This window comes from Halorientalis sp. IM1011 (assembly GCF_001989615.1).
Classification (GTDB): domain Archaea; phylum Halobacteriota; class Halobacteria; order Halobacteriales; family Haloarculaceae; genus Halorientalis.
Genome location: NZ_CP019067.1, coordinates 1,412,445 through 1,427,885 on the forward strand (window position 1 = coordinate 1,412,445; position 15,441 = coordinate 1,427,885).

At 68.2% G+C, this 15,441-nt stretch carries 18 protein-coding genes; 8 read left to right on the forward strand and 10 right to left on the reverse strand.

Annotation, left to right across the window (positions count from 1 at the left end; genetic code table 11):
- The first annotated feature begins 139 nt into the window (after positions 1-139).
- Positions 140-583, forward strand: a complete 444-nt coding sequence (locus tag BV210_RS07125) for an acyl-CoA thioesterase (RefSeq protein ID WP_077205963.1) — start codon at positions 140-142, stop codon at positions 581-583.
- A gap of 150 nt (positions 584-733) precedes the next feature.
- On the opposite strand, the gene radA is transcribed toward BV210_RS07125, so the two are convergent.
- Positions 734-1,771 carry a DNA repair and recombination protein RadA gene (gene radA / locus BV210_RS07130; RefSeq protein WP_077205964.1) on the reverse strand — a complete coding sequence of 346 codons (1,038 nt, stop codon included), beginning with the start codon at positions 1,769-1,771 and terminating at the stop codon, positions 734-736.
- Between the two features lie 195 nt (positions 1,772-1,966).
- Here radA and BV210_RS07135 point away from each other — a divergent pair, with 195 nt between their 5' ends.
- Positions 1,967-2,632: a histidine kinase N-terminal 7TM domain-containing protein gene (locus BV210_RS07135; RefSeq protein WP_077205965.1), complete on the forward strand. Its 666-nt coding sequence runs from the start codon at positions 1,967-1,969 to the stop codon at positions 2,630-2,632.
- On the opposite strand, the gene BV210_RS07140 is transcribed toward BV210_RS07135, so the two are convergent.
- The 3 genes from BV210_RS07140 to htpX form a co-directional block, all read right to left on the reverse strand.
- Positions 2,629-3,261: a hypothetical protein gene (locus tag BV210_RS07140; RefSeq protein ID WP_077205966.1), complete on the reverse strand. Its 633-nt coding sequence runs from the start codon at positions 3,259-3,261 to the stop codon at positions 2,629-2,631. The two genes, BV210_RS07135 and BV210_RS07140, sit on opposite strands and share 4 nt — an antisense overlap.
- Positions 3,262-3,351: 90 nt before the next feature.
- Positions 3,352-4,035: a DUF2270 domain-containing protein gene (locus BV210_RS07145; protein ID WP_077205967.1), complete on the reverse strand. Its 684-nt coding sequence runs from the start codon at positions 4,033-4,035 to the stop codon at positions 3,352-3,354.
- Positions 4,036-4,128: 93 nt separating this feature from the next.
- Entirely contained in the window at positions 4,129-4,998 is an 870-nt protein-coding gene (gene htpX / locus BV210_RS07150) for a zinc metalloprotease HtpX (protein WP_077205968.1), read from the reverse strand.
- A 110-nt stretch (positions 4,999-5,108) separates the two neighbouring features.
- Here htpX and BV210_RS07155 point away from each other — a divergent pair, with 110 nt between their 5' ends.
- Both BV210_RS07155 and BV210_RS07160 read left to right on the forward strand, forming a co-directional pair.
- The gene (locus BV210_RS07155; protein ID WP_077205969.1) at positions 5,109-6,254 is read left to right on the forward strand and encodes a 60S ribosomal export protein NMD3; all 1,146 of its coding nucleotides are present in this window, start codon (positions 5,109-5,111) and stop codon (positions 6,252-6,254) included.
- Positions 6,251-7,273, forward strand: a complete 1,023-nt coding sequence (locus BV210_RS07160) for a class I SAM-dependent methyltransferase family protein (protein ID WP_077205970.1) — start codon at positions 6,251-6,253, stop codon at positions 7,271-7,273. The genes BV210_RS07155 and BV210_RS07160 overlap by 4 nt, the downstream gene beginning before the upstream one ends.
- 129 nt (positions 7,274-7,402) lie before the next feature.
- Here BV210_RS07160 and BV210_RS07165 read toward each other — a convergent pair whose 3' ends face one another.
- Positions 7,403-9,139 (reverse strand): ATP-dependent DNA helicase, encoded by a 1,737-nt coding sequence (locus BV210_RS07165; RefSeq protein WP_077205971.1) that lies wholly within the window; start codon positions 9,137-9,139, stop codon positions 7,403-7,405.
- 86 nt (positions 9,140-9,225) lie between these two features.
- Here BV210_RS07165 and BV210_RS07170 point away from each other — a divergent pair, with 86 nt between their 5' ends.
- Positions 9,226-10,506: a hypothetical protein gene (locus BV210_RS07170; RefSeq protein WP_077205972.1), complete on the forward strand. Its 1,281-nt coding sequence runs from the start codon at positions 9,226-9,228 to the stop codon at positions 10,504-10,506.
- On the opposite strand, the gene BV210_RS07175 is transcribed toward BV210_RS07170, so the two are convergent.
- From BV210_RS07175 to BV210_RS07190, 4 genes are read right to left on the reverse strand one after another with little or no spacing between them, the layout of a single operon-like run.
- Entirely contained in the window at positions 10,503-10,706 is a 204-nt protein-coding gene (locus tag BV210_RS07175; protein WP_077207999.1) for a hypothetical protein, read from the reverse strand. The two genes, BV210_RS07170 and BV210_RS07175, sit on opposite strands and share 4 nt — an antisense overlap.
- Positions 10,707-10,744: 38 nt before the next feature.
- A complete protein-coding gene (locus BV210_RS07180; RefSeq protein WP_077205973.1) occupies positions 10,745-11,470 on the reverse strand; it encodes an AAA family ATPase in 726 nt (241 codons plus the stop codon).
- Positions 11,471-11,513: 43 nt separating this feature from the next.
- Positions 11,514-11,939, reverse strand: a complete 426-nt coding sequence (locus BV210_RS07185) for an HIT family protein (RefSeq protein ID WP_077205974.1) — start codon at positions 11,937-11,939, stop codon at positions 11,514-11,516.
- A gap of 58 nt (positions 11,940-11,997) precedes the next feature.
- On the reverse strand, positions 11,998-12,375 hold the full coding sequence (locus BV210_RS07190; RefSeq protein ID WP_216640645.1) for a DUF5658 family protein: 378 nt from the start codon (positions 12,373-12,375) through the stop codon (positions 11,998-12,000).
- Positions 12,376-12,575: 200 nt separating this feature from the next.
- On the opposite strand from BV210_RS07190, the gene BV210_RS07195 reads away from it, so the two are divergent.
- The 3 genes from BV210_RS07195 to BV210_RS07205 are packed head-to-tail and all read left to right on the forward strand — an operon-like array spanning position 12,576 to position 14,930.
- Positions 12,576-12,998, forward strand: a complete 423-nt coding sequence (locus tag BV210_RS07195; RefSeq protein WP_077205975.1) for a hypothetical protein — start codon at positions 12,576-12,578, stop codon at positions 12,996-12,998.
- Position 12,999: 1 nt separating this feature from the next.
- A complete protein-coding gene (locus BV210_RS19500; RefSeq protein WP_084802595.1) occupies positions 13,000-13,725 on the forward strand; it encodes a HalOD1 output domain-containing protein in 726 nt (241 codons plus the stop codon).
- 53 nt (positions 13,726-13,778) lie between these two features.
- Positions 13,779-14,930 carry a thiolase family protein gene (locus BV210_RS07205; RefSeq protein ID WP_077205976.1) on the forward strand — a complete coding sequence of 384 codons (1,152 nt, stop codon included), beginning with the start codon at positions 13,779-13,781 and terminating at the stop codon, positions 14,928-14,930.
- A 247-nt stretch (positions 14,931-15,177) separates the two neighbouring features.
- Here the strand turns inward: BV210_RS07205 and BV210_RS07210 are convergent, their stop codons facing one another.
- Entirely contained in the window at positions 15,178-15,399 is a 222-nt protein-coding gene (locus BV210_RS07210) for a hypothetical protein (protein ID WP_077205977.1), read from the reverse strand.
- Positions 15,400-15,441: the final 42 nt, after the last annotated feature.

The window sequence follows — 15,441 nt, forward strand, 5'->3', positions numbered from 1 at the left end:
ACGCCCGGTTGCTACAATTGTTCGACTGGCGGTACGGTCGGCCTGTGGGTCGATTCTCGGCGACTCGTCCGACGCGGTGCTGCTCGCGGGCCACCTCTATCGGCGTCTCGCTTTTGCATCCGGGTACCGACGCACTACCATGGCGTCGATCACGGAGACGCACATCGAGAACAGGGAGCGGATCCAGCCCAACGACACCAACAACTACGGGGCGGCACACGGCGGCAACGTCATGCGGTGGATGGACGAGGTCGGTGCGATGAGCGCGATGCGCCACGCCGGCGAAGCGTGTGTCACCGCCCACGTCAGCGATCTCAACTTCGAGCGGCCGGTCCCGCAGGGTGACACCTGCGTCGTCACCGGCTACGCCTACGCGACCGGGCGAACGAGCGTCCGGGTCCGGTTGCAGGCGTTCCACGAGGACCCCCGAACCGGGGAGCGCGAGCGGACTACCGACTCCTACTTCGTCTTCGTCGCGGTCGACGAGGCGGGCGACCCGACGCCAGTCCCGGACCTCACCACAGAAACCGATCGCGGCGAGCGACTGCGTGAGGCGGCCCTCGAACACGATTCCGGCGAGTAGGGGAGACGGTGTGAGGTGCGGTGGCGGTGCTGTGCGGTCACCACAACCTCGTTGTACCGAACTCGCGGCTCCGCAGCGAGTTCGGCTTTTTCCCCAAGTTTTTGCTCGGGGGGTCGCCCCCGGCGACCCCCCGACGGAAAAAGTGGGTTCTTATTCGTCCATCAGGCCGCCTTCCTCGACGCGCATGACGCCCTCGCCGTCGGGGAGGTTGGGGGCGTCGACGAGCTTGACGATCCGCTTGTCGCCCTTGGATTTGCGGAGGTAGATGCGGAACGTGGAGGTGTGGCCGAGGATGTTGCCGCCGATGGGCTGGGTGGGGTCGCCGAAGAAGGAATCGGGATTGGAGGCGACCTGATTGGTGACGACGACCGCGGTGTTGTTGAGGTCGCCGACGCGCATCAGGTCGTGGAGGTGCTTGTTGAGTTTCTGCTGGCGCTCGGCGAGTTCGCCACGGCCGACGTACTCGGCGCGGAAGTGAGCGGTCAGGGAGTCGACCGCCAGCAGGCGGACGGGGAACTCGTCGTCCTGACTCTCGCTGGCGATCTCCTTCGCTTTCTCCGCGAGCAGGATCTGGTGGTTGGAGTTGAACGCCTTCGCGACGTGGATGTTGTCGAGGAACTTCTCGACCAGTTCCTCCAGGTCGGCCTCGTTGTCGACGCTTCCCTCCTCCATGCCGAACAGTTCCATCGTGTCCTGCAGGACCTCGTCGTCGTGGCCCCGAACCATCTGGTCGATCCGCTCGGGGCGGAAGGTGTCCTCGCTGTCGACGAAGATGGCGCTGCCTTCGAGGCCGCCGTGTTCCTTGGGGAGCTGGACGTTGACCGCGAGCTGGTGGGTGACCTGGGACTTGCCGGCCCCGAACTCGCCGTACACTTCGGTGATCGACTGGGTCTCGACGCCGCCGCCGAGCAGGTCGTCGACCTCCTCGACGCCCCAGGTGAGCTTCCCGATCTGTTCGCGCCGCTCCAGCACTGCGGCACCGGACTCGAACCCGCCGATGTCGGCGGCTTCACGGGCGGCCTGGATGATGTCGGCCGCGCTGGACTCGCCGATGTCGGCGGTGTTGGACAGTTCACCCGGGCTGGCGACCGCGATGCCCTGGTAGCCGTCGAATCCGTTCTCTTTCAGCTTCTCCGCTGTCGCCGGTCCCACGCCCGGCAGCTCTTCGAGGTCTTCGCTCGTTGCCATACACCGGTCTTCTGCCCCCTCCCACATAAACCCTCGTTAACACCGTAGTGAAAGTGAAACTGCCAGCAAGCGGCGGGGTCGTTGTGACTCCGGCCGAGGATTTAGGGTCGATCCCGCACTTCGAGAAGGGTTCCCATAGCAATTGCAATCTTTATATATGAGTGTCTGTTGATACTCTCCAACGGGGGATCAGGTGTGGAATTTACAGTATACACGATACCGCTGTGGATCGTCGCAGTCGTCGGGACCGGCCTGGCGGCGCTGACAGCGTACTACCACGAACAGAAGGGCGCGTACGAGTTGTTCGCCCTGTTCATCGGGGCCGTATTCTGGGCCGGCGGATACGCCATGGAGTTCTCCGCGGCGGAATCGCAGATGAAGATCTTCTGGTACCAGATCCACTTCCTCGGGAGTGCGATCGTCCCGACGGCGATCTTCGTCATCGCCCTTCGGTTCACGGGTCGGGACGATCTGATCCGGCCGAAGTACATCGCGGCGCTGGCGGTCGTCCCGTTCATTACGGCCGTGTTGATCATCACGGGGCACAATCTGTGGGTGGTCCAGCACTTCATGCGGCCAGGTAAGGTCTGGCCGTTGACACACCAGTTCGGGCTGTGGTACTACCTCTACGCGTACTACTCGCTCGCCATCGCGGTGGCCGCGATCGGCATGTTCGTCCAGGCCGTGCTGGAGCGAAGCGAGGAGTCGTGGATCAACACCACCAGCGCGTTCCTGGTCGCCACGATACTGCCGACGGCCGGTACCGCCCTCTACGTCATCGGCGGAACGACCATCGACTACGGTCCCTTCGCGTTCCTGATCTCGGGGCTGTGCATCATGGCCGCGATGTTCTACCTCTAGTCCCAGGGGTGGCCCCGGCGTGATTCGGGCCAGAGCGGATACCAGTACCCTTCGTCGTCCTCGACGTCGAGTTCGCCGTCCAGTACGCTCGCGAGTTTGAACTCCACCGTGTCGTCGCGCTCGTGCTCGCCCGTCGGCGCGAACGGGTAGTACGCGCCGCGCCGGAACGAGTATACCCAGTAGAGCGGGCGGTCGCCCGCGTCGCCGTCGAGCGTGGTCTCGGCCCGGCGGAAGGCAAAGAGTGCAGCGAGGAGTCGGGAGCCGTAGCCCCGTTCGACGAGCGTGTCGGCGGCGAAGTGGACGCTCGTCACGAGGTCCTCCACGTCGTCGTCTTCGAGGACGACCCAGTCGTAGCCGTGCCGATCCGCGCGGAACTCGGCACGGGTTCCGGTCTCGGCTTCGCCGGCTTCGAGGATAGCCGCCACCTCGTCGACCGCGTCGGCGAAGTCGGCGCTGTCGACGCTCGAAAAGCAGAGCGCGGCGGTCCCGGCCGGCTCGAACCCCAGCTCGGCCGCCATCGTCACGTAGGCGGTGCTCATGCCGAACAGGTCCTCGGGATCGGCCGGCCGGGTGGCGGCGGCCTCGGCTTCGAGTCCGAGCACGCGCCGGAGGCCGTCGAGCAGTCCCATACCCGCCCCGTCGGGTCGGACGCTCTTGGCTCTGTCCTCCACGGGCCGGTGGTCGCGCTGCAGGTGTCCCGCCGCCGGGTCCCGAACGCGTCACTTCTCCTTCCAGTCGCTGGATCGTTCCTGATCGCGGAGTTCCCCTTTCGCCTGTCGGTCCCGGGGCCAGAACGCGATCGCCAGCAACACGACGGTAAACGTGGCGACACCGCCGAGGACGAGCCACCCCGGAACCCCGGGTGCTGCGGCCGTCGCGACCGGATCTCCCGTCCCGAGCAGGAGGATCTGGACCGTCCAGGACGCGACCAGCACCAGATACAGCGGGAGGTAGACCCGCCTGAGTCGACGCGCGTACGCTTCCCCCGTCGGGGTCTTGAGCGTCGGCTGTTGCAGGTCGACGGCGAGTTCGGACCGCCAGGCACCGTGTTCGATCCCCGCTTCGGGATCCAGCGCCGGGGCGATCAGGTTCTCCTCGAGGAGACGAACGCGTGCACGCCACGTGTCGTAGGCTCTGTACCGTCGAGTCTCGACGACGTGAAACAGCCCGAGGGCGAGGATGCCCACGAGCAGGACGTAGTGGGGGCGGTCCCCGCTCGAGAACACGTACGCGAGCAGCGCCGCTAGCAGCGTAATCGCCCAGTTGGTCGTCAGGTCGACGCGGTTCTGCTCGGTCGTCATCCGGTCGAGTTCGCCCCGGTAGTAGTTGCCCAGCAGGTCGGTCGTCGTCTCCACGTCGGTACTTACCCGCTCGCCCACGTCGGTCGAATCGTCGTCGGCCATGCCACGGGTGTCGGTCCCCGGCCCACTCCGTGTTCTGCCGGCACGTGCCACGCGACGGGACTCGCGACCGACGGCCGACCCACGCGCCCGAACCTACACGCCAGCCAGTTCGCGTTCCAGTGCCTGTAACCGCTCGATCCGGCGCTCGGTCGGCGGGTGGGTCCGGGCGAGTCGCCCGACGAACCCGCGCGTGATGGGGATCACGAAGAAGGCGTTCATCTCGGCCTGCTCGCGCAGGTCCTCTTTCGGCACGCGATCCATCCGGCCGTCGATGGTCGCGAGCGCCGAGGCCAGCGCGGCGGGGTTGCCCGTGATCAAGGCCCCGCCGCGGTCGGCCGCGAACTCCCGATATCTGGAGAGCGCACGGATCAGCAGGAAAGAGAGGACCCACACGAGAAGCGAGACGACGATGGCGACGACGACACCGCCGCCGCGGCGGTTGCGGCCACCGAACAGCCACCCCCACCGGACGATCAGGAAGGCGATGGTCGAGAGGAAGGAGGCGATCGTCATCACCGCCACGTCGCGGTTCTTGACGTGGGCGAGTTCGTGGGCCAGCACGCCGTCGAGTTCGTCCTCGTCGAGCGCCGAGAGCAGCCCCGTGGTCACACAGACGGTAGCGGTCTTCCGGGACCGCCCGGTCGCGAAGGCGTTGGGCACCTCCGAGTCGGCGACGGCAACCGTCGGCATCGGCAGATCCGCCTGCTGGGAGAGCCGCCGAACCGACCGGTAGAGGTCGGGATACTCGGACTCGTCGACCTCGTTCGCACCCATGCTCTTCAGTGCGAGTTTGTCGCTGAAGAAAAACTGTGCACCCATGAAAAGCCCCATCACCAGCAGGATCGGCAGGACCCCCTGGAAGTACAGCGAGAGGGCTCCGATGAAGAGGACGTAGAGGCCGCCGAGCAACAGCATGGTCAGCGCCATCCGGGCCCGGAGGCCCCAGTCGGTCTCCCACTCCATGGGGGGAATACGGGCCGAGCGCAATTAAGCACCGTGCGCGACTGGCTATCGCGGCTCCCGGCGGACCGGGAACGCGACGCTTAACCGACCGAATCGAGTACGAGGGGGCAATGAGTGAGTCACGCGAGTTCTGTCCGCGGTGTGGGGAGGCTATCCCGGAGCGGCCGGAACCTCGCCCGGGCGAACCGAAAGATCCCGATCGCGTGCTCTGTGACGACTGTTACTTCGAGGAGTTCGACCTCGTGGACGCCCCGGATCGCATCGAGATCCGGGTCTGTGCCCAGTGCGGCGCGGTCCACCGCGGGAACCGCTGGGTCGACGTGGGGGCCGACGACTACGTCGACGTGGCCGTCGAGGAGGTCAGCGAGGCCCTGGCGGTCCACCTCGACGCCGAGGCCGTCGACTGGGAGGTCGCCCCGGAACAGGTCGACGCGACGACGATCAAGATGCACTGTCGCTTCTCCGGAATCGTCCGGGACACGCCCGTCGTCGAAGAGGTGCTCGTGCCCGTGAAGATCTCGCGGGAGACCTGCAAGCGCTGTGGCCGCATCGCAGGCGGGTCCTACGCCGCCATCGTGCAGGTCCGGGCCGACGAGCGCGACCCCAGCGACGGCGAACTGGACGAGGCCGAGCAGATCGCCCGCGAGTACGTCGCCGACCGCGAGGCCGACGGCGACCGCGAGGCGTTCGTCACCGAGGCCAAACGGACCGAAGGCGGCCTGAACGTGCAGCTCTCGACGACGAAACTCGGGAAGGCCGTCGCCGACCGGATCGTCCGCCAGCTGGGCGGCAGTTACGAGAGCTACGAGACGCTCGTCACCGAGGACAGCGACGGCAACGAGGTCTACCGGGTGACCTACGCCGTCCGCCTCCCCCGCTATCGCCCCGGCGAGGTCATCGACCCCGAAGACGACGAGGGACCGGTCCTCGTCCGCAGCGTCCGGGGCAACCTGAAAGGCCGCCGTGTCACGACCGGCGAGCCCTTCGAGGCCAGTTTCGAGGACGAGAACGCGCCCGATGCGCGGCGGCTGGGCACCCGCGAGGACGCCGAGGAGACGACGCTCGTCGCCGTCGAGGACGAGAACGCCGTGCAGGTGCTCGATCCCGAGACCTACGAGGCCAAGACCGTCGCCCGCCCGGACTACCTCGACCCCGACGCCGACACCGTGCCCGTGCTCAAGAGCCGCGCCGGCCTGCACGTGCTGCCCGAGGACGATGGCGCGGGGGACGTGAACGGCGAGGGTGGCGACGCATGACCGGCGGAACCGACGACGCCGCCCCCCTCGCCGCGGTCGTCGCCCGCGGCCGCGCCGAGACCGCGGCCGACGCGCTCCGGGCGGAGGGCGTCTACGACGACGACCGCAGCGTCCGGCCGTTCGGTGAGGACGCCGTCGCGCTCCCGGTGACGGCCCCGCCCGAGGCGACCGCAGTCCGGGAGGTCGTCCGACAGGAAGCCGAGCCCCGACTCCGGAATCTGGACGATCACCTCCGCGAGCGGGGCTGGACCGAGGACGAACTGGATCGCGCTCCCGGGTCGTGGGCGGTCATCGGAACGGTCGTCCTCGTCGACATCGGCGACGCCCCCCGACCCGACGAGGTGGGCGCGGCGCTGCTGGATCTGCACGCCAACGCCGACACCGTGCTGGCACGGCACGGGATCGACGGCGAGCAACGGGAACCCGAAGTGGAGGTGATCGCGGGCGCGGGCGACACCGAGACGGTCCACACCGAACACGGGACGAAGTACGCCCTGGATCTGGCCAAGGTGATGTTCTCGCCGGGGAACAAAGCCGAGCGCAAACTGATGGGTGACGCAGTCGAAGCCGGCGACCGCATCTTCGACATGTTCGCCGGCGTCGGCTACTTCACGCTCCCGATGGCCCGGGCCGGTGCACACGTTACGGCGGCCGAGATCAACCCCGACTCCTTTCGCTACCTGCTGGAGAACGCCAAGCTCAACGACGTACACGACCGCGTGGACCTCTACCGCGCCGACTGTCGGGACGTGGCCGAGGGCGTCGAGGCGGACCGCGTCGTGATGGGCTACTACGAGGCACACGAGTACCTCGACGCGGCACTTTCCGCCCTCGAATCCGGTGGAATCGTCCACATGCACGAGGCCACGCCCGAGGCACTGGTGTACGACCGACCCGTCGAGCGACTGGAGACGGCCGCCGACGAGCGCGGCCGAGCGGTCGACATTCTGGACCGTCGCAAAGTCAAGGGGTACAGCGAAGGGGTCGCCCACGTGGTCGTGGACGCGCGGGTCGAGTGATCTGTGAGTGCGAAAACTCTAATTCCCGCGGTCACGAACTGGTGGTATGGACCGCAAGCAGCTCATCGCGATCATCTTCACGATCCTGATGATCGGATCGCCCATCGCGTACGCGACGGTGTCGTTCTTCTAGCTGTCCCAGACGTCCGACAGGGGGTGGGAACCGTCGGAGTCCCGGGTCGTCGAGCTACGCGACCGTGAGCGCGACCGGCTTCTCGAACCCGTCTCGCCGATAGCCGCGCCCGAATCGAGTGCCGGCAGGTCCGGCCTCGTCATCCGGTCGACCTGCTCGGCGAACCAGTCGGGCATGTCCGTGCGAGCGCGCTCGAAGAGGTCCAGCAGGGAGGAGTCCCCGAGATACGTCGCGCCGTAGTCGTCCGGCGCTCGCACGACCCGGCCACAGGCCTGGATCACCGTCCGGAGCGCGGCGCGGTAGTACCAGCCCCACTGCCCGTCCTCGAGCCGCTGTGCGACTCTGGAGTCCCGCGTGTTGGGGTAGGGAGCCTTGCATAGCAGTTGCCAGCGCGCCAGATCGCCCTCCAGATCCAGCGCTTCCTCCATCTTCACGGAGAGGAAGACCTCGTTGCCGTCGCTGCGCTTCCACGTCGAGAGGACGGCATCGCGGTTCTCGCGGTCGTGGACGCGCACGCGCTCGTCGACGCCGTACTCGCTCAACAGGTCGACCAGTCGCTCCTGAATCCCGTAGGAGTGGCAGTGGACCAGCCCCTTCTCCTCGGGATGGGCCTGCATGATCCGCACCAGCACCTCCGCCATGCGGGGGAGCGTCCGGTCGCGCTCTTCGTAGGTCATCTTCCCCTGTGTCACGTCGTACAGCGGCCGGTTCTCGACGGGGAAGGTGTGGTCGACCTCGACGAGCGCCACCCGCGAGGGGTCCAGTCCCGCGCCGGCACAGAAGGCGTCCTTGCTCAAAATCGTGGCCGACAGCAGGGCGAACTTCTGGCCCCGGTCCCAGACCGTGTGCTTGAGGTAGCGCTCGGGGTTCATCGGTTTGATCGTCACCGCCGACCCCGCGCCGTCGGGCTGGTCGACCACCCACGTCGTCGCGCTGTCGGGATCCCGGTAATCTTCGAGGAACCACTGGAGTTCCGAGATGAGTTCGGTGAGCCGATCACGTTCGGCCACCTCGTCGGGGTCGAGTTCGGCGTTGCCACGCAGTTCCTCCTGGCGGCGCGAGGCGATCCGTATGACACGTTCTGCGTACCCCTCGGCGTCGTCGGGGCCGTCGATATCGGGCGGTTTCACGTCACCCCAGACCGGCACCCGCCGGGGCGAGAGGTCGATGGTCGCGTACATCTCGGCCCACTCGGCGAGGCCGTGGGCCTCGTCGATCACGACCACGTCGCGCTGGCCGAACACGTCCGAGCCGGCGGTCTGCATGAAGTAGGCCAGCGTCATCGCGGCGATGGGGCGGTTGGCGGCGATGGAGCGGTCCGAGAAGTACGGACAGCGGTGTTTGACCTGGCAGTCGAACATCCGCTCGCGGTTGCAGGGTGCCTGATCCACTGGCGTGTCGGTCTCGCCCGGCAGGATACAGGAGTAGTTGTTCTTCCCGCGGATGATCTCTAAATCTTCGAGCAGGTCGTCCGAGGCCACGTCGTCGAGCTGGGAGACCTGCGGCGTCGTGTAGTACGCGCCGATGGGTTCGTTGGCCTCGGCCTCGCCGGCGGTGCGGGCCGCGCCCGCGATGGATCGGGCGAGCAGGGACTTGCCGCTCCCGGTGGGGGCACGCACCAGCACCACGTCGTTGCCGGCCTCGAACGCGGTGCGGATGTCCGCAAGCGCCTGCTCCTGGTTCCCGCGGTAGGAGGGCGCGGGGAACTCCGACTCGATCCGGGCGGGGTTCACGTCCGGTGATGCGCGCCTCCCCGGCTAAAGTCGTTCGGCTCGAACTACCCGCGAGAGTTAAGTGACGGCTGTGCGTCACGTCGGCCATGGACGAGTCCCCACGACGCTCGGTCCTCCGGACCGGCGGCACCCTCCTCGCCGGCGGCCTCACCGTCGGCCTCGGCGGCTGTCTACAGACCGACGGACCCGGCACACCGACCGACGACGACGGCGACGACAGTGACGATACCGACGCCGGTTCGATCCCCGGCTACGCCGACTGGCTGCCCGCGCCGGCCGAACTGGGTGAAGATCACTATCGGTTCGTGGTCGTCGACGCCGCCTCACTCGCGGGGCAGCGGGACGGCCTCGCCGGAACCAGGTTCGAGGGCGTGTTCGACGTCGCGGCCCAGTACGGACGGATCTCCTTCGCCGACCTGTCGATGGCGATCAATGTCGGGCACGCCCAGGTGCTGGTCGGTGACGTGTCGGACTTCCGCTCGTCGCTCTCCGAACAGGCCGAGGTGACCGAGACCTACCACGGATACACGATCTACGACCACTCGGCCGCCGTCACGGACGGGACGGCGGTTCTCCCCTTGAATGCGGAGATGGGCGACATGGACGGCCCGAAAGCGGCGATCGACGCGAAACGCGGCGCGATCGACCGCTACACCGACGCCAGCGAGGACTGCCGGACGCTCGTCGCCGAACTGGGGGCGGCCCCGCTCGCCATCGGGCGGACGAAGTCCGGCGGCTCCGGCTCCGAGGGCCTCGTCGCCGCGGGCGCGAACTGGTCGATCGACGGGGACCGTGCCACGCTCGCCGCCCCGCTGGTCTTCGAGAGCGGCGACGCCGTCCCGGTCGAAGCGGTCAGAAGGGCGGTCGCGGATCGCGGGTTCTACGAGAACGCACGGTCGACGGGCGTCACCGCGACCGGACGGGTCGCGACCGTCGAGGCCACGTTCGCCACGGCCGACGTGACGGCCGTGCTCCCACCGTCCGTCTCCGGGGATCGACAGCGGGACGTCCCCCAGGTGTCGTTCACCTGGGAGTACGAGGCTCGTGGCGACGGCGTCGGCGTCGTGACCGTCAGCCACCACGGCGGGGACGCGGTCGAGGCGAGCGAACTGTTCGTCCGCGGAGTCGGCTTCGTCGGTGCCGACTCGATCCCGGACACCGACGCCGGTGAACTGGACGTGGTGACTGCCGATAGTCAGTGGCCGGCGACGAACACGGCGACCGAGAGCGGTGGCAATCCGGCCGTCGCCGCGGGCGACCGGGTCCGGATCGGCGTCGCCAGCGATTTCGAGATCGTGCTCGTCTGGGAACCCGAAGACGGCGACACCTCTGCCACGCTGTCCGAGGACACCGGTCCGGACGCCTAGAGGCGCTCCACGTCCTCGGCGGTCGCGTCGCGGTCGTCGGGCAAGCGCTCGATGCACGCCGAACAGAGCAGCCACTCCGAGCCGTCGGCGAGTTCCAGCGCCAGCCCCGCGGCGCGGTCGCCGCCGAACGACCAGATGTCGGCGATCCCGCCGGCGACCTCGACGCGTTCCCCACAGCCGTCGCAGGGCTCGTGTGCCATACCCACCGTTTGGCCGCCCGCGGCTTGGCGGTTCCGGACTACAGTATCCCTTCCTCCGGGAAGTCGAGGCTCAGCTCGGTGTCGAGAACCGTCTCGACGGCCGCCGCGACCGCCGGTGCGAACTCGGTGTCGGGATCGGCCGAGACCGGCAGGTCCGCGACCGACCGCTGGTCGCTCTCCGGGATCGTGGCGTCGGCCGGTTCGACGGTCCCACCCGGGTCGGCTCGTGTCCCGATCACGGCGTCGACCGGCGCATCCAGATCGTGGAGTCGGTCGCGCATCGTCGGCAGTCGGTCCAGTCCGCGCTCGGTGGCGGGGGCGACGAGCGCCACGCGGTCGGCGCTGGTGACCGCCGCGACGGCCTGGTTGGCCGCGACCGGCGGCGTGTCCACGAGTACGTGGTCGAACCGGTCGGCTGCCGAGTCGAGTACCTCCTCGAACCGACGGGCTGCGTCGGGGGTCTTCGCCCGTGCCAGCCGCTCGAACGGGGCGCGAGCGGGACAGGCCGCCAGCCGGCCCGGGGTGTCGAGACCGAGGGCGACGAGGCCGTCCCGTAACCCGCCCTCGCCGGTACAGAGGGCGGTCACGTCCGGGTCGATGCGGCCGGGGACGTGGGCCGCCAGTCCCTGCGTGGCGAAGGCGGCGTCGAGCAGTGCCACGTCCCGGCCCGCCCGCGCGAGGGTCGCGCCGAACTCCACGGTCGTCCGCGTCGTGCCCGCGCCGCCGACCGCCCCGGCGAGCGCGAGCGTCGATCCGCTGGTCACACCCCCTGCTGGCCGCGTGTTCCGATAAAAACCTACGGGTGGACTACTGGTGGGCTGCGATGTCGTCGGCGATGTCGGCCAGTTCGTCGTCGTCGAGATCCGGGGCCGCGCCGCCGACGGCGTGGATCGGGCTGCCGCCGTCGTCGGGGAAGCGCGGGACGACGTGCCCGTGGACGTGGGGCACTTCCTGGCCGCTCTCCTCGCCGTTGTTGAAGCCGACGTTGCTCGCCGGGGCGTCCACGGCGGCCTCGGCAGCTGGCACGAGTTCGTGGATGGCGGCGTACAGCGCTTCCGCGGTGTCGTCTGGCATGTCGTTCAGCCGCTCGTGGTGGCCTTTCGGAATGACCAGGGTGTGCCCCGGCGCGAGCGGGTTCGCGTCGAGGAAGGCGAACACCTCGTCGTCCTCGTAGACCGTATGGCTCGGGATCTCCCCCGCGACGATCTGACAGAAGATACAGTCGTCTGGCATCGCCCGGGTGTTCGACCGCCGCCCTCAAAAAGTGTGTGCGGGTCCGCGGAGCGACGCTCTAGCCGAACAGCAGGGTCGCGTTGATCGCCGTGGCGCCGAGCCACGGTAGTGCGAGTCCCAGGGGAACGACGGCGCGCTCGCGGTCCGACATGGCGACCCAGGCCGTCAGCCCGACGGCGACGGCAGCGACTTTCAGCACGCCCAGCATGCCGATACCGGCGTCGGCCACGGCCGCGCGGACCACGGGATTGCCCTCGGTCAGGCCCTGCTGGAGACCCAGTTCCGTCAGGGCGATATCGCCCAGCAACGAGAGGGTGACCAGCACCCACAGCCACCGCTCGTGGCGACTGGCAACCGTAACCGTCCGGTCGATCAACTGCCTGTACGCCCGCCGTTCGTCGGGTACCCCACCCGTATCGGACGCGTCTATTGCCATATCCGTGACCTCACCCACCCGCCCGAGCCGCCCCACCAGTGCGGCCCCGGCGTCGGATTCCGCGTTCGTTACATCTCGTTCTTCGAGAAATAAGCTTTCGATCCGCCACACCGGCCCGGAATCGATGGTTCCGGCCGCCGGCCTCGTTCAATGTAGTCGGGCAAACAGTTAATAGCAATTCGTCTGAAAACTGCACGAGAATGACTCGCACTGTTGGCCGTCGGACACGGACCGCCGCCCTCGGTCTCGGGGTGCTCTGGGTCGCAAGCCTCGCGTTCACGACGCCTGCACTGGCACAGAGCGGGGCCGGGGGGTCGGGCGGCCCCGGCTTCTGGTACGCGACGAGTCTCATCGCGCAGGTGATGCTCTCGATCGGTGCGGTCGGGTTCGTCGTCCAGGCCGCGCGGGCCTACGGCGGCGAGATCGGTAAGGCGCTGTACGTGGCCGGCGGGGGCGTCATCGTCTTCGCCGTCTGGCGCCTGCTGGACGGCGCGGTCAAGATCATGGACCTCCAGACCCCCGGCGAGAGCATCGAGAGCACGGTGTATCTCGTGACGACGGCGCTACTGCTGGCCGGGTTCTACATGCTCTGGGAGACGATGAGCGAACACAGTCCGGCATAGGATGACCAGCTACGAACGCCTCGCCGAGCGGTTGATCGAGACCCAGCGGACCATGATCGGCAAGCGCGCGGTCGACATCGCCCGCTCGGTCGAGGGACTCTCGGTCACCGACGACGGCGCAGTCGAGACCGTCGTCGACGACGACCGCACGGTCCTGGACGAGCTGGTTCTGGCCTACACCGACGTGATGGGCGAGTCCGCCCGCACCAGACTCACCGACGTGGCCAGCGAGTACGAGGACCTCACACTTCCCGAGACGCTCGGCGGGCCGTCGGCCGACGAGGAGACGGCGACCGACACCGTACTGGCGGTGGACGAGTCGGGAGACGAGGAAGCGACAGCCGCGGAGGTGGACGACGCCGTCGCGGCCGCCGAGGACGACGCCGAGGAGGTGGTCACGAACATCTGGGGCGACGACGTGGCGGCCGAGACCGAGGCGGCGACCGATCCCTCCCCGATCGACGTGGTCGAGGGCTCCTTCGCCACCATCTACGTCACCGTCACGGGCGAGCGCGGGGAGGGCCCCGTCCCGGTCGGCCAGTTGATCGTCGACGCGGTCGTCGCCGAGACGGACATCGACCCCGGCGACATGGACCGCCTGTCGTCGTACGTCTCCGCCGACGAGATCGTCGCGCTCGCCGAGGATCCCAACCGCACCTCACTCTCCTTCTCGATCGAAGGTCACGAGGTCCGACTCGACGAAGACGGGACGGTCACCGTCCCGTAACCTCACGACACGGGAGAAACACCTATCGGTCTCGATCCGGTACCGTGTGCCACATGAGAGACGCACTCATCGTCGACGCGGTGCGGACGCCCTTCGGTAAGCAGAACGGCTCGTTCCGGGACACACACCCGCAGGACCTGGCGGCGGAACCGCTGACGGCGCTGGCCGACCGTAACGACTTCGACGGGGCGGAGACGGTCGAAGACGTGATCTACGGCTGTGTCACGCCGGTCGACGAGCAGGGGCTCAACATCGCCCGCCTCGCGCCGATGGTGGCCGGATGGGGCGATCAGGTACCCGGCGTCCAGTTGAACCGGATGTGCGGGTCGGGCCAGCAGGCGGTCAACTTCGCCGCGACGAACGTCATGGCCGGCCAGCACGACGCCCTCGTCGCCGGCGGCGTCGAACACATGTCCCGGGTCCCGATGGGGTCGGACGGCAACAGCGTCACCGAGACCTACTTCGAGCACTTCGACGAGGTGACCACGCAGGGTGAGGGCGCAGAGCGGATCGCCGAGGAGTACGATTTCAGCCGGCAGGAACTCGACGAACTCGCCGCCGACTCCCAGACACGGTGGGGCGAGGCCTGGGAGGCCGGCCGCTACGACGACCAGATCACGCCCGTCGAGACGGAACTCGACGGCGAGACCGTCACCGTCGAGCAGGACGAACACCCTCGCCCCGAGACCGACGTGGAGACCCTCTCCGGACTCCCCCTCTCCTTCCGGCAGGAGGGTAACGGCGTCCACCACGCCGGCAACTCCTCGGGTATCGTCGACGGGTCGGCGGGCCTGCTCGTCGCCAGCGAGGACGCCGTCGAGGAACACGGCTGGGACCCGATGGCACGCATCGTCGCCACGGAAGTCGTCGGCGTCGACCCGATCACGATGCTGAAGGGGCCGATCCCGGCGACCGAGCAGGTGCTAGAGAAAGCCGACATGGACATCGAGGACATCGACCTCTTCGAGGTCAACGAGGCGTTCGCCGCCGTCGTCGCGGCGTGGCTCGAAGAGACCGGGGCCTCGTGGGAGGACACGAACGTCAACGGCGGGGCCATCGCCCACGGCCACCCGCTGGGCGCGACCGGCGGCGCGCTGCTGACGAAGCTCGCCCACGAACTCCAGCGGACCGGGCAGGACTACGCACTCTCGACCATGTGCATCGGCTTCGGACAGGGCGTCGCGACCATAATCGAGCGGGTCTGACGCCCTCCGTACGCGCGCTACTGGGCCGGCGTGACGGATCATGCGGCCAGCCACTCAAAAACGACCAGAGGATTCAGGGGAAAGCCATCTCCGTGCGAGCGGCGAGTCGGCAACTGCGGTCGGACCGGAAGGTTCGTTCCGCTACTCCCACTTGACGGGCACCTCGTGCCCGTTTCTGGCCGCGGGCAACGGCCTTCTCCCGTCTCGGGTTTGTGTCTCGTAGCGACGGAGACCACGAGCGAGTCGCTCAGTCCAGCGTCGGCGCCGTGTCCGCCTCGGCCAGTCGCGCGACGGTCGACCCGACGAGGGCGACGGCGAGGCCGGTGACCGCTACGAACGCCAGCAGTTCGGGTTCACCCGTGGCCATCGCCCACACCGACGCCGTGCCGACCAACAGTGCGAGGGCGAAGGCGACGTCCGTGATCGTGAACTGCACTCGCCGACGGACCGAAGTCGTATCGAGGACCATACCCGATCCGTCGGGTCGCTCGTACAAATACCTTCTTCACGG